Origin of the sequence: Bacteriovorax sp. PP10 (genome assembly GCF_035013165.1) — a bacterium.
Lineage (GTDB): Bacteria > Bdellovibrionota > Bacteriovoracia > Bacteriovoracales > Bacteriovoracaceae > Bacteriovorax > Bacteriovorax antarcticus.
Map to the genome: position 1 here is coordinate 332480 of NZ_JAYGJQ010000002.1, position 14500 is coordinate 346979.

Annotated in this window: 12 protein-coding genes; 5 read left to right on the forward strand and 7 right to left on the reverse strand. The window is 39.6% G+C overall.

The genetic code is table 11. From position 1 onward, the window contains the following. Positions 1 to 9: 9 nt before the first annotated feature. Positions 10 to 849: a S1 family peptidase gene (locus SHI21_RS11600; RefSeq protein WP_323576750.1), complete on the reverse strand. Its 840-nt coding sequence runs from the start codon at positions 847 to 849 to the stop codon at positions 10 to 12. 481 nt (positions 850 to 1330) lie between these two features. On the opposite strand from SHI21_RS11600, the gene SHI21_RS11605 reads away from it, so the two are divergent. Beyond that, complete coding sequence (locus SHI21_RS11605; RefSeq protein WP_323576751.1) at positions 1331 to 3397, forward strand: sodium-translocating pyrophosphatase; 2067 nt, start codon at positions 1331 to 1333, stop codon at positions 3395 to 3397. 115 nt (positions 3398 to 3512) lie between these two features. Continuing rightward, positions 3513 to 3869 (forward strand): hypothetical protein, encoded by a 357-nt coding sequence (locus SHI21_RS11610; RefSeq protein ID WP_323576752.1) that lies wholly within the window; start codon positions 3513 to 3515, stop codon positions 3867 to 3869. On the opposite strand, the gene SHI21_RS11615 is transcribed toward SHI21_RS11610, so the two are convergent. Further along, positions 3866 to 4297, reverse strand: coding sequence for a hypothetical protein (locus SHI21_RS11615; RefSeq protein WP_323576753.1), 432 nt, complete (start codon positions 4295 to 4297; stop codon positions 3866 to 3868). The two genes, SHI21_RS11610 and SHI21_RS11615, sit on opposite strands and share 4 nt — an antisense overlap. Positions 4298 to 4625: 328 nt before the next feature. Between SHI21_RS11615 and SHI21_RS11620 the strand changes: the two genes are divergently transcribed. Continuing rightward, a complete protein-coding gene (locus SHI21_RS11620) occupies positions 4626 to 6122 on the forward strand; it encodes an FMN-binding glutamate synthase family protein (protein ID WP_323576754.1) in 1497 nt (498 codons plus the stop codon). Here the strand turns inward: SHI21_RS11620 and SHI21_RS11625 are convergent. From SHI21_RS11625 to SHI21_RS11640, 4 genes are all read right to left on the reverse strand, one after another. Then, positions 6112 to 6924, reverse strand: a complete 813-nt coding sequence (locus SHI21_RS11625; RefSeq protein WP_323576755.1) for a TatD family hydrolase — start codon at positions 6922 to 6924, stop codon at positions 6112 to 6114. The two genes, SHI21_RS11620 and SHI21_RS11625, sit on opposite strands and share 11 nt — an antisense overlap. Before the next feature lie 50 nt (positions 6925 to 6974). After that, positions 6975 to 7283, reverse strand: a complete 309-nt coding sequence (locus SHI21_RS11630; RefSeq protein ID WP_323576756.1) for a helix-turn-helix transcriptional regulator — start codon at positions 7281 to 7283, stop codon at positions 6975 to 6977. Then, on the reverse strand, positions 7273 to 7440 hold the full coding sequence (locus SHI21_RS11635) for a hypothetical protein (RefSeq protein WP_323576757.1): 168 nt from the start codon (positions 7438 to 7440) through the stop codon (positions 7273 to 7275). Before SHI21_RS11635 ends, SHI21_RS11630 begins: the two co-directional genes overlap by 11 nt. A 204-nt stretch (positions 7441 to 7644) precedes the next feature. Further along, positions 7645 to 8073: a response regulator gene (locus SHI21_RS11640; RefSeq protein ID WP_323576758.1), complete on the reverse strand. Its 429-nt coding sequence runs from the start codon at positions 8071 to 8073 to the stop codon at positions 7645 to 7647. A gap of 285 nt (positions 8074 to 8358) precedes the next feature. Between SHI21_RS11640 and SHI21_RS11645 the strand changes: the two genes are divergently transcribed. Both SHI21_RS11645 and SHI21_RS11650 read left to right on the forward strand, forming a co-directional pair. After that, entirely contained in the window at positions 8359 to 10254 is a 1896-nt protein-coding gene (locus tag SHI21_RS11645; protein ID WP_323576759.1) for a collagen-like protein, read from the forward strand. Positions 10255 to 10298: 44 nt separating this feature from the next. Continuing rightward, positions 10299 to 11492, forward strand: coding sequence for a hypothetical protein (locus tag SHI21_RS11650; protein WP_323576760.1), 1194 nt, complete (start codon positions 10299 to 10301; stop codon positions 11490 to 11492). Here SHI21_RS11650 and SHI21_RS11655 read toward each other — a convergent pair. After that, entirely contained in the window at positions 11462 to 14473 is a 3012-nt protein-coding gene (locus tag SHI21_RS11655) for a hypothetical protein (protein ID WP_323576761.1), read from the reverse strand. The genes SHI21_RS11650 and SHI21_RS11655 overlap by 31 nt on opposite strands. Positions 14474 to 14500: the final 27 nt, after the last annotated feature.

A 14500-nucleotide genomic window follows, 5' to 3' on the forward strand; every position in this document is an offset into this window, starting at 1 on the left:
TAATATGCTTTATTCTTCAGGGTTTTTAAAAACCGGAAGAGTTCCATTTAACTTCTTTGCTGAATCTAGAATAAACTGTTTGTAAGCGCTTACTTTAGAATAATAAACTTCAGATTCTCCATCTAATCCACCAATCGTTGAACCAGCTAGAAGAAGTTCATCTTTTGATTCTAAATAAGCAGGGCCTCCAGAGTCACCGTGATAAGCACCTTCTTTTCCATTGAGTTGATTTAAGATAAGAATATCACCATCAGATCCCTTGTAAGGAATACGGATTTGATATGAAGTAGGAGTATCACTCTCATCACTAGAGGTAAGTCCAAAACCGGCCAGGATAAGATCTTTGTTTCCCACGAGTTTATACTCTGGTGCAAGGATTGCTACGGGTTTAAATTCCTTTGGAAGCACTCCTTTGAATTTTACAAGTGCGATATCATGATAAAATTGTTCTTTTTCTTTTTTAATAGGGTAGAGCTCGACAGCTTCCATTTCTAGTTTTGTTACATCCTCAGATGAGTTCAATTTGAATCCAATATTAGACAAAACAGTCACGCGTTTTGAGCTTTTAAAAAAAGATTTTTCTGTCCATCTGGAAACGCAATGAGCAGCAGTGAGTACTAAATTTTCAGAAACTAGAGTTCCCGAACAAAAGGGGCTACTAAACATACCCACAAGGGCGACGGTAGACTTTGAAGCAAGGTCTTCGTCCTTTATGAGAGTGCCATTAATGATCGACGACGAGGTCGTTTTTGTTATGGCCTTTACAACAGGTGTTGCTACGTCAATCTTGTCTGTGGATTTACCACATGACATAAGCACTAATAGTGTAAGTGGGATTAATTTTTTCATTTATTCATTCTCTTTAAGAATTTCGCTATAGACACAATTTTTTATTTGAACATCTTTATCCGTTATCACTAGCGTAGCCTGGCCATTTTCTGCATTAACTTCAAAACCATTGGCCTACTGTTACAACAGGGTCACGCATGAGATTAAATATATTTTTAATAATGGCAGATTTTGAGACCTAAAAGGTTTGAAGAGTAAATTTTACTTTGCCGGAAATGGAAGTGTTAAAATTTTTGACAGTGAGGTGCCAGAAGGTGCGGCCAGAAGGTGCCAGCAGACTTGTGGTTGTGCAGGTGCTCTACCACAAGTCTGCTGGCACCTTTTGGGAAAATAACTACTTAAGGCGAAACGTTACAGAACTGTAAGAAGATTTCCTTCTCGTGATTATCAAAAACCCCTTGAAATTCTTGACGATTTTCGTCGCATACGGTACTTCTAAGTATTCGAATTTTATTACTTATTTCAAACATGGGGTATAGCAATGTTTAGTGAAGCGCTAATCAATTCTCCGATTTACATCGGTGTTATTGGTTTAATCATCGCCGTCTTTTTTTACATTCGTGTAAAAGCACAACCGGGCGGAAACGAAACTATGGAAAGAATCGCAGCTTACGTACGTGAAGGGTCAATGGCCTTCCTAGTTCGTGAGTACAAAGTTCTTGCAGTCTACTCAGTAGTAGTTGCAGCGGCTCTTTGGTACGGTCTTGGAACTGTATCTGCTGTTTCATTTTTAGTTGGAGCATTCCTTTCTCTACTAGCGGGATTCGCTGGTATGAAAGCTGCTACATACGCAAACGTTCGTACAACTCAAGCTGCTTCGACTGGATCAAAAGCTGCTGCACTTCTAGTTGCACTAGATGGTGGAGCTGTAATGGGTCTTGCTGTTGCTTCTCTAGGTCTAATCGGACTTGGATCAATCTACGTTATGTATAGAGACTCGGCTGCACTTGCAACGATTCTTCACTCATTCGCAGTTGGTGCTTCATCAATCGCTCTATTTGCTCGTATCGGTGGTGGTATTTATACTAAAGCTGCTGACGTTGGATCTGATATCGCTGGAAAAGTTGTAGAAAACATTCCTGAAGATGATCCAAGAAACCCAGGTGTAATCGCAGATAACGTTGGTGACAACGTTGGTGACGTTGCAGGTATGGGAGCTGATATTTATGAATCAATGGTAGCGGCTATCGTTGCTGCTATGGCAATCGCTCTTACTATCCCAGCTTCAGGATTAGCTAGTCTAATTACTGGAACTGATGAAGTAGCAGCTCGTCTTGCTGGTGTTACAATTCCTCTTCTTCTATCAGCTCTTGGAATGGTTATCTCAATCGTAGTAATCTTCCTTGCTCGTATGTTTAAGAATTCAACTCCTGCAACTGTTCTAAGAAACGCACTTATCGTTCCACCAATCATTTTAACTATCGCTTCATACGTTTTAGTTCCAATGTTCGGAATTTCTCAAGGTGTAACTATTGCACTTGCTGCCGGAGCTTTCGGTGGTATGTTCATCGGTCTAATCACTGAGTACTACACAGCTGGTAAGCCAATCCGTTTAACTGCAGAAGCAGCTAAGACTGGAGCTGGTACAGGTGTAATTCGTGGTCTTGCTGTTGGTATGGAATCAACTGCAATCCCAATGTTATTAGTAGTAGCAGCAGCGTTCATCGCTGATAAATATTTAGGTCTATACGGAATTGCACTTTCTGCAGTTGGTATGCTTGCTGGTACAGCGGTTGTTATGACTGTTGATGCTTACGGGCCGATCGCTGACAACGCTGGTGGAATTTCTGAAATGTCAGGTCTTGGAAAAGCAACTCGTGATATCACTGATGAACTAGATGCTGTAGGTAACACTACTGCAGCTATCGGAAAGGGATTCGCAATCGGTTCAGCTATCCTTACAGTACTTGCACTTTTCTCTGCATTCACAATGGAAGTAAACCACGTTCGTGAAACTGCAGGTCTTGCAAAAATGTCTCTTGAGTTAACTTCATCTGGAGTTCTACTTGGTATTCTAATCGGATCAATTCTTCCATGGCTTGTTGGTGCAACTACAATGACTGCAGTAGGTAAAGCTGCTCAGGCAATCGTTGTTGAAATCGCTCGTCAGTTCAAAGAAATTAAAGGTCTAAGAGAAGGAACAGCAGAACCTGAAGCTGGAAAAATCGTAGATATCGCAACTAAAGCTGCTCTAAGAGAGATGATCCTTCCAGGGATGATCGCAATTCTTGCTCCAGTTGTTGTTGGTTTCGCGATGGGACCTCAAGCTCTTACAGGGATGCTTGCTGGATCTCTAGCTGTTGGTGCGACTATGTCTCTATTCATGGCCAACGCTGGTGGAGCATGGGATAACGCTAAGAAGTTCATCGAAAAAGGTGGTCTTCCAGGTCACCCGAAAGGATCTGAAACTCACAAAGCAGCTGTCGTTGGTGACACTGTTGGTGACCCGTTCAAAGATACATCTGGTCCAGGTGTAGCGATTTTAATTAAAGTTATGTCGGTTGTTTCACTTCTGATTGCTTCGTTAATTGCTACTATTGGTGGATAGTTGACCGCAACGAAGAGTTAATACGCTTAACTTGAGTTCGGACAACAAGTAAATTAAGATTTAATAAATGGGCCCACGAAGAAATTCGTGGGCCTTTTATTTTCAGGTGGTAAAAATGAAAGTCTTAGCTAATGTCGGTGTATTTCTTTTTTTAATACTTGCTGGATATATTCTTATTAATGAGAAAGGTTCTTTTAGAAAATCTCCAAAGAGAGTGGCCGTTATTACTGGGTCTTCATCAAAACTCATCGGACAAAAAGCTAGCCACGATCTAATGCCTATGGATCTTCAACGCCAAAGAATCAACAACGAAACAGTTTATAAATTTCAATCCAATGATTCTGGTGAGTCGTATGAATTGGAAGAGAGTGATATGGATAAGTTTGGTGTGCAGTTAATTGATTTTAAGAATGTGAATCGTGACCATGCCCGCCCAGCAGACATGATCAACGATAATAAAAATCGTCTTTAAACTTTCTTAGCAGGCAGTCTTAAAGGCATGATGAATTTGTTTCCAAATTTTGCTTTAAGTGATTTTGCATCGTAAGACTTCAGCTTTTTCTCAAGACAAGATTTTAATCCAGCATCAAGTTTATTCACTTCATCTGAGGCTTCAGCGAAATCAATTTTAGATTTTGAACTCACGCCGATCGCAAGACATACATGATACTCTTCTGTTCGCCCTGCTTTTATAAATTCTGTATAGCAGCTTTGAAGATCAGCTTCTTTTGTTAAATACCAATCAACAGTTCTCTCTTGAAGTTTGTTGTGCTCATAAAGGGTCACTTTCTTTTCACGAGCTTCATCTCTTTTTGTAATATAAGCGTATGACTGTGATGAGCAGTTTTTCTTTTCAGAGAATGTTAATGGTTTTGAGGGAACAGGTGTTGGGGCAAACATTGAACAGCTTGCAAGTAGAGCAAGTGCCGAAATGGCAATAATCGTTTTTATAAAAACTCCTTTTTTAATAGAACAGATATTTGACTTAGAGTGTACATCATAAACTTATTTAGGTGAGAGCGTAAATTAGTGAAAAGTTGTACTAAAAAATGGGGATTTGTTTTAAATGTTTAATATGGTATTATGGTTCGCATGATTCTTCATAACACAGTCGTTTTCCAAATTTCTTCAAGAAAATCTATCACAGTATAGTTAAGACTGGTTTATTCACCAGTCACTAGCGCCCAATTCCCATTTATAAATTTAATTTTATCCTCGGAAACAAAAAATGAAAGTTTTTTTCTACCTCTACTTAGTATTGGTAATTTGCACTTCTCTTATCTTTTACTTTTACATGCCCATTGGGCTGGTGTTTTTAGTATTAGCATTGCCTCTTTCTTTAGTGGGTTTAAGAGATTTGTTCCAAAACTCTCATGCAATTAAAAAGAATTATCCGGTGCTTGGGAATTTACGTTATTTACTGGAAGAAATCAGACCTGAAATTAATCAGTACTTTGTTGAATCAAATACAGATGGAAAACCATTCAGTAGAGAGCAGAGGTCTCTAGTTTATCAAAGAGCAAAAAAACAAGTTGATACAATTCCTTTTGGAACTCAACAAAATTTTTATGAAGAAGGGTATGAGTTTGTAAAACACTCAATGTATCCGACACATTTGAATCCAATGGATATGAGAGTGAATATTGGAAGCAATCTTTGCAAGCAAGTTTACTCAGCTTCAATTCTAAATATTTCGGCCATGAGTTATGGGGCCTTATCAAAGAACGCCATTCTTTCATTGAACGGTGGCGCGAAGATGGGAAAATTCGCACACAATACAGGAGAGGGAGGGATTTCACCATATCACCTGGAGCATGGCGGAGATTTAATCTGGCAGATTGGTACAGGTTACTTTGGATGTCGAGATGAAGTCGGAAATTTCGATATCGATTATTTTAAATTAAATGCATTAAGACCTGAAGTGAAGATGATTGAAATTAAACTTTCTCAAGGTGCAAAACCTGGACACGGTGGAATGCTTCCAGCTTCTAAAGTGACGAAAGAGATTTCTCTAATTAGAAATGTTCCGATGAATAAAGATGTTAATTCTCCTCCGGGGCATACGGCATTTAATGATCCGGATTCAATGATGATGTTCATTCACAGATTAAGATGTTTAAGCGGTGGCAAGCCTATCGGAATCAAACTATGTCTTGGTCATAGTTTTGAATTCGATGACTTGGTTAATAGCATGGTGAAGCTTCAGTTATATCCTGACTTCATCGCTGTTGACTGCGCCGAAGGTGGAACAGGTGCAGCTCCATTGGAGTTCTCAAATAATATTGGGACACCAGGGAAAGACGCTTTAGTTTATGTGTCTGATAAGCTGATTTCATCTGGACTTAAAGATCAGATCATAATTATGGCCAGTGGAAAAATTTCTTCGGCCTTTGATGTGATTCGTTTAATGTGTCTTGGTGCTGATGTTGTGTACTCAGCGAGATCAATGCTGCTTTCATTAGGATGCATTCAAGCTTTAAAGTGTAATACCAATACTTGTCCGACTGGAATTGCGACACAAAATCCTTCTTTGAGTAAGGGACTGCATGTTCCAACGAAAACGTTGAGAGTGAAGAATTATCACAATGAAACAATCAAAGTTGTTTCGGAAATCCTGGGGGCGATGGGATTAAAATCTCATAGAGAACTGACACGCTCACATTTATTTAAACGTGTTCACGATTCAAGTATTAAATCATACTCAGAAATCGGTGCTAGAACTTAAATAAATCGATAGAGTTTTGATAAGCACTAGAGAGTACTTCTTCAAGCGGAACGCTTTTTACTTCAGCAATTTTCTCTGCAATAAACGGCAGGAAGTAAGGAGCGTTTTCTACACCACGGTATGGATCTGGTGTTAAAAAAGGCGAGTCTGTTTCAAGAAGGATGCGATTCATCGGAGTGATTCTTAAAGCATCGCGAACGTTCTCAGCATTTTTAAAAGTGATGATCCCGTTGAAACCAAGATAAAATCCTTCATCTATTGCAAACTGAGCAAGTTCAAGCCCTGAAGTAAAGCTGTGAATAACACCTTTACGTTTTAGTGTCGTAGAGAACTTTTTAAGTACTGCTATCGTATCTTCATCGGCATCACGCGAGTGAATAACAACCGGAAGATCGAAGTCACAGGCAATTTGAAGTTGTTCTTCAAAAGCTTGGAGCTGTTCTTCGCGAGGAGATTTAGAGTAATAAAAATCTAAACCAATTTCACCAACAGCTAATATCTTTTTATTTTTTGGATTTGATAAGTTTCTAATCACATGAGCTTTCACTTCTTCATTCCACTCTTTACCTTCGTGAGGGTGTAAACCCTGTGTGCAGTAAATGTTTGGGAAAGCTTCGGTGATCGCGATGACTTCATCAAGATTTTGAGGATTCGTTGAAATCGTCATCATCTTTTCGATATTGTGTGCATGAGTTTTTGAGACAATCTCTTCGCGAGTTGCGGCCTTCAACATATCCAGGTGGAAATGTGTTTCAATAATAGGGTGAGAAGGAATAGGGATTTCGCGTCTTGATTTACTCATAATTCTCACTTTAGCATAGCTATTTAATTTTTAAAACTGAACCCTTAATTTTAAGATGCTTTCAAATCAACCTGATATTTTAACTTAGATTGTCTAAGTAGATCGTCTACGGCCAGTTTTACAAAAAACTCCTCCGGAAACTCCAGTATCTTTGAAAAACGAGCTGCTCTTTCAGGGCTAATGAGCTTTCTGTTCTTTTCGATATCGCACAGATTTGCTCTAGATATTTTAAGTGTTGCTGCGAAATCAGTTTGTGAGATTTCTTCTGTTTCTCGCAAAGATTTAATAAAATCTCCAAGACTCAAAGGACCATATTTTTTATCAAAATACTCTGATGCTTTTATCAATTTAGTAGTCATGTTTGTGAACCTCTATAACTTTTATAATCTGAATTTCATTGTTTTGAAGTTCAACATAATCAATCCATCCTCTAAACTTCATAATAATTTGAAGTGGTAAGTTTTTTAATTCTTGTTCTACTTTTTTACCAAGTAAAACTTGATGATCTGACATCATAGTAACATTACTCCTCTGAGAAGTACACCGAGTGGTGAATGTTACATACAATGCAAAATAAAATTAAAGACCTAAATCTAAGTGTCTAATTTTATAAATATTAATTGAGGATGGTATTAAACTTTGAATGAGCATAGATCAAAAATATGAACGATGCGTTTCTGTTTTAACGCTCTATTGCTACCACAAGTCTGCTGGCACTATTTAGGCACAAAGAGTTCGACTAATCTTTTCCAGAAAAATATTATAGCTAAATGGTTTAACAATAATATTGGTAATTCCCATGGCCGCAGCAATCTTTACATTATCAGCGTCCACACTTCCTGAAATAATCAGCACTGGAATGTTTTGATATTTCTTTTTTTGTTTTAGTTCCTTAATGAGCTGCAGGCCATTCATTCGTGGCATTAGTATATCCACGATGATCAAACCAAACTCCTGATTTTGGATTTTAGAGATGGCCTCTTTACCATCAGATGCCGTGATGATTCGTTTGGCATCAACTTGTGACTTTATAAGATAGTTAGACATCAGGGACCTAATTTCTTCTTCATCGTCGATAAGGAGAATAGGCTTATTGTGTAAAAACTTATCTATCAGTTCGAATATGAGGTTCGCTTTGTTCTCTTCCATACATATCCATTATAAGGCCTAACTTAATGTTGCTGAAATATGGAATGGATCTTAATGAGGAAATCTTAAGCAATTCATGTAGATTACGTGAGCTTTAGAAAACCTTCTCCTAACTACTAATTTCTAGTGAATGCCAATTATTTGAGCAAAATATCAGTATCCAGAAGGATTAAATGGGCACGCGAGCAGTTTTATTTGGCCTTCCTAACATACGGTAATTTTGATTTTTTTTAAAATACAAAATGACTTCATCCGAGGTTGGAAACTCGACCATATAATAAGAGCATGAAAACAAAAACTTATAAAGCGGCCTTAACTTTAACTCTACTAACGGCATGTATGTCGGTATCTGCTAAAGATAAGGACAACGATTATGCATACTATATAATGAGTCCTAAAAATTGGCATAATGGTAACAGCGGTGGCGAAGATAAATGGCTGCGTTTATCTGGGAAGTCTGGTGAGACAAAAAGTGTAAGTTTTCATGGTGCTCTTCAAGTTCCAGATTCAGTAAAAGTAAACGCTGGCCTATTAAGAGAAGGGCCTTCTCAAGTTTATTTAATTTTTGATAGCGTTCAATGTAAGTACGAAACAAAAGTTAATAGAAGATTCTTCAATTTCACTTACCCATTAGTTTCTTGTAATGATGGATCACGCGCCAAAGATCAAATCAATGTAGATTCAAAAGTTTCAATCTATTTAAAAGAGACAAAAGGATTTCCTGCAACTGCGTACGTTTCAGTAAAAATTTTAGAAACATATGTAAAAGGAATTTCACTTCCTCAACTTGAAGCTGATAAAGGACAGATCCTTCGCTTTGATGGTGAGTTGTGGACGCCAACAGATTACATTCCAGACGGACAAGCATCGGGGGATGTTTTAATGTGGGATGGAACTGGTTGGATGGCCTCAAAACTTACTCAGTCTGGTGGAGCAACTGGTCCACAAGGTGAAAAAGGTGAGAAGGGAGATACTGGTGAACAAGGTCTGCCAGGTTTAGCTGGAGCGAAAGGTGCAACAGGGGCGACTGGAGCAATGGGTGCAACCGGAGCTGTTGGTGCTGCTGGAGCAAAAGGAGATAAGGGAGATAAAGGTGACACAGGAGCGACAGGCGCAACTGGGGCCACTGGTGCAAAAGGTACGACTGGAGCAACGGGTGCAACCGGAGCTGTTGGTGCTACTGGAGCAACAGGTGCAACTGGGGCCGTTGGAGCGACAGGTGCCACTGGAGCTACTGGTGCAAAAGGGGCGACGGGAGCAACAGGTGCAACCGGAGCTGTTGGAGCAACTGGACCTCAAGGTCCACAAGGATTAGCAGGTGCAACGGGAGCAGCTGGTCCTGCAGGAGCAATCGGGCCAATGGGACCCGCTGGAGCAAATGGAGCAGCAGGTGCTGCTGGATTAAAAGGTGATAAAGGAGACGATGGTGCAGCTGGACCACAAGGACCGCAAGGTCCAGTAGGATTAACAGGAGCACACGGACCTCAAGGTTTAGCTGGAGCACAAGGTGAAAGAGGTGCAACAGGTTTAACAGGAGCTGCTGGTGCAAAAGGTGATAAGGGTGATGCCGGAGATGCAGGCGTAGTAAGTTTAACTGCAGGAAATGGAATCGTTGGTGGAACAATCCAAGGTAACGGTGGAGTGATTGCGGTTAATACTGGTGTTGGTGTTGGACAAATTCCAGTGATCGGTGCCAATGGAAGATTGCCTGCTTCGATTATTGAATCACAAAAAATAGTTTATATAAAAGATGTAAAACCAAGTGGTGTGCATGGTGGATCATGTGACCCTACAAAAGGTTGGGAGCAGATTCGTGACTTGAATACAATGAGTGGAGATGCAACTTTTGTATCACTATCACAAAATCAAATTACACTAACTCCTGGTACATATGATGTTGAAGTAAATGCTCCTGCATATCTGGATGGAATGCATAAGGCAGTTTTAGTTAATTCAGCAACAGGAGAGATGGTTTTAATTGGATCGAATGCCAGAAGTCATAACGTGTCTGGTGGAATGGAGCCTTCTCGTATTATGGGAATCGTGACAATTACTGAGCCTACAACATTTGTTATTAAGCACCGTTGTGCAACGGCCATGGCGACAGTTGGGTTTGGAGCTGCGATTTCTTTTGGAGTAGATGAAGTTTATACTCAAGTAAAAATTGTTAAAGCAAAATAGTTTTAAGAGTTCGGCCGACACTGAAATGTGATAACATTTAATTCATGAAATTATTGTTGGCCACTCTTCTGATCTCTCAATCTGCTTTTGCTATCGATGCTGGAGACGGTTCTGATGGCGTTTGTAATATTACTGGTGGTGCGGGAACGCAAATTACGTCCGCAAAAAAATACTACCAATGTTCATCTTTAAATATCGATGCAAATTTAGATGACTTTAAAGGCTCACAAGCAGGTGCTGGTGGAGCTGCTCTTGTTATTAAAGTTCAAGGCAATGTTACTGTTGTGGCCGGTGTGACTGTTGATTTAAGCGGGGATAATGGCCTTGCTGGAAATACAACTGCTGGGGTGAAAGCTGGTGGAGTTGCAGGTGCCGGAGGATTTTCTGGAGGAGCTGCTTCCGGATTAAATCTGGATGGAGTTAATGGCAGTGGCGCTGGTGGTGGATTAAAAGGTTTGCAAGTAGATCAAAACTTGCTTTTCTCCTATGGAGGAGGCGGTGGTGGTGGAAGTTATAAAACTCAAGGAATAACTTTATCCGTGGATGGTGAAGATGTGGGTGGAAACGGAACCAGCAATGGATCCGGTGGAGCTCAAGGATTTGTTTATGGTGATGAGGCCACTTTTGAAACAAGCTTTACCGGAGGTTCTGGTGGAGCAGGTGGTGGTGGCGGACAAGAAAATGGTCAGTCCGATATAAGTGGAAGCAGTGGTGGTGGAGGCGGAGGCGCACTTCATATTATCGCTGGTGGAAATATTACAGTAGATGGATCGATTATTTCTCGAGGCGGAAACGGTGGTGGAATTGCAGCAACTCAATTTGCTGGTGGTGGTGGTGCCGGATCTGGTGGAGCTATCTGGCTTCAGGCCGGAGGAAACTTAATTGTTTCTGCAAGTGGAACAATTACCTCATTAGGCGGAACTCAAGGAACAAATGATGGTGGGTACGATGGTGGAAATGGTGGTGATGGAAGAATCCGTTTAGATGATGGAGATGGAGTTATCACTATGATCGGAGGATCGACTGTCAGTCCAGCTCCTTATAGTACGTCTTTCACACCGACACCTATTACTTCAGGAACAAGTGCAATTAATAGACAATATGCCAGTGGAGTTTCATGCGCGAGTGTTGCTCTAGGCGATGAAGAAAAACCTTTCAATAATTTAATGAATCTTATTCTTGGACTTGGGATAGCAGGATTAGCTCATTACTTAGTTTCTAAAAAATCAAAAGTATAATTTAAATTCAGTCCGTACCTTGAGAACGTATGTTTGTTATTATCTTTCGTTATCGAAGATGAATCAAAGAACGCTCCGACTGCAAAGTTGTTTTGCATACGGTATTGGATGTCAGCGTGGTAGTCGAGAATTGTACCCATTTTCACTTCGGCATTCAGTGTAACCCTATCGATTTCTTTTTGAATGAAAAGACCCAATAGAGGAGAAGTCACACTCTCATCAACAATCGCTAGATTTGATTCAACATAAAGAGTCTTCTTCACAAAGGCCGCAACCGGTCCCCATGAGAAACTCGTCTGTTTTCTTTTTGCTTTTAAACTCAATTCCATATCCATGAAAGTAATCTCTTTAAAAACCTTTCCTCTTGAAATAGATAAGGTAGGAGAGATGATTTGGAAGTACTTCATGTCCAGTGGTCTTTGGTATGTCACAAACCAGCTATTAAGTGCATTACCATCAACCTTGGCCGTATATTGGCTGGCCTTATTTTGGTAGGCGATATGATGAGGAAAAAATCCAAGTCTTAAAAAATGATCGTTTAATTTTTCTTCTTTTATAGTTTCAATTGGTTTTATTTCTTCAATCACAACTGGTTTCGGTTCTTCAATTTTTACAGGTGGGGGAGGAGGAGCGCAGACAACTGAAAATTGACGACGTTTAGAAGTGCTTTCACCTGAAATAATTTTCCAGTAGTACTCACCAGCACGATTATCAAATTCTTTGCATGAAATCTTCAATTCATTCTGAGATGAGTTCTTTTTGAAAATAATATTTTCAAATTCTAAATCACGAGCAATTAAAACCTGATAAGTTTTAGCTTCAGGGATAGCTCCCCAGTTTAAAATTAATTGATCAGCTTCTTCTTTTAAAACGTCAGCTCTATGTTTCGGATTTTGTAATTCGATTTCCATAGGAGGAGCTTTAAGAATTTCCTGATCCTCTGTTGATAACACTGAAACTCTGGAGAATTCAGTTTTTCTTCCCCAGAAATCTGTGTAAGAAACGCGCCAATAGAATTTTCCAGCAGTCGCATTCTTCCAGGTCACATGGGGGACTTCCGTTTCAATTCTAATGATTAAATCTTTAAGATCTATGTCTTTGTAAATTTCTACAATGTAACTCTTGGCCTTGGCGTTCGCTGGCAAGTCCCACTCGGCAACCGCAACCTGATCAGCAGCGTACGTCTTTGAAATAAACAGATCAATCAGATTAAACGAAGACGATTTATCTTCTAAGTATTTCAATTTAATTTTGATATCCGGAGAAACCTCAGGTCTTGCCAGTGGAGGGGCCGGTTTAATCTCTACGCTCACAGGATTAGAGTATTCAATATTAGACCCACGTTTGATTTTCACTCGCCAGTAGTACCTTCCAATCTCAGCTAGAGAAGTAGAGACATTAGTCGCGTCTACGTCACGGGCAACGATAATCTTTTTGAAAGTAGGGTCATCAGATAATTCAAATTGATATTGAAGAGCTTCTTCAACTTTATCCCACTTAAAAGCAACCAACTGATCAGGTTTTTCTAATTCTACAATCGCACCTTCACTAGGTAGTTGTGTGAGATGTAGTGGGGCCTTGATAATAATTTTACCGGTAATTTTATTGGAGTTCACGCCAGAGTTTGTTGTCCCGAAAACTTCCCAGCTATAAGTACCAGCATCTTTTAAACTCAGAGGAATCGAAGTCTGCTCTGTTTCCATATCCAGGACTTTATTATCTTTTATAAGTTTAATTTTGTAGTTCACACCATCGATAGGCCCATTCCACGAAAGAAGGTAGCTCGCGGGTTGATTATTATAATTAACTTTCTCTATGACTTCAGGAGTGACACTTGTGATATTGATCGCGCGGGCTTCATTTAAAGAAATAGTGATGGGTTCACTCCATAGAGCAAGTGGACGATTTTCATCACTGACTTTAACCGAAAGAGAGTATTGCCCTAAAATAGTAGGAGTGAATTCATAACTAGTTTTAGCAATCGTCACTTCTTCTGATTTTCCATTGGGACTTTCGATTTTTACTAAATACTTCTTCCCGTTATTTTTCGACCAGTTTAAATAAACTTTCGGAGTCTGCTTTGGACCTTGATAAAGGACAGTTTGATCAGCATTAAGGGCAGGGGCGACTTCTTCAATTAAAGAAAAACTCTTAATTGGCCCGTCAATTAAATCTGATGAAGTTAGTTTCCAATAATAAGTACCAGGATGAGTAAGCGAAATTTGATAAGTGTTACTTTCAATTTTCTCTTCGGAAACAATCTCAGTAAAGTTTGAATCGCGGGCAATCACAATTTTTACTGGAACCGACTGATTGGTATAAATCCATGAGAAATTGAGTGAAGCCTCTTTCAGGTAGTACTGAGTGTGATTATTCAGAGGAAGCTTAGGAATAAAAGGAATTTCCTTAATCTTCAAGTCACCAGTCTTAATATTCTGAATAACAACCTGATTGGGAAGAATCTCCTGATCAGCAAGTTTAGCCTTCCCATTTAGGAGTAGAAACTTATTTTCAGTTTTTCCCTGCTCAATTTGAATATCAGCATTCTGAGAACTGAAAGAGTATTTTTTTCCATTTAATTCAATATCAAGTTTAGGAGAGTCGGGGCTTAATTTGGCCACCATATTCCCTTTATCAAGAGAGATGGTACTGCCAAGCTTGGCCGACTTAATTCTTAGGAGAGAATTCTCGAATAAACTGATCTCCGGACCATTGGTGAATTTAATATGGGCCGAAGACTGCTCGTGAGTGTAGATTTCATCGTTTTGAGAGAGGCCATCACCGGGCTTAACGTCCATCCAGCCTTGATAAAAGTCTCTTTTTCTTTTTACTGTTTTTAATTGTTCAACTATTGAGGCAACTTTTATCTCACTTCCGGAGTTAAAGTTCACCAGTTTTGCACCATAAAGCATGTAGAGACACAGGAGTGCAAGAGCACTCATGGCGGTAATAAGATAATTGTCAAAAGACTTAAGTCTCATTTCTTCCACTATTCTGGTTTTTAGTAA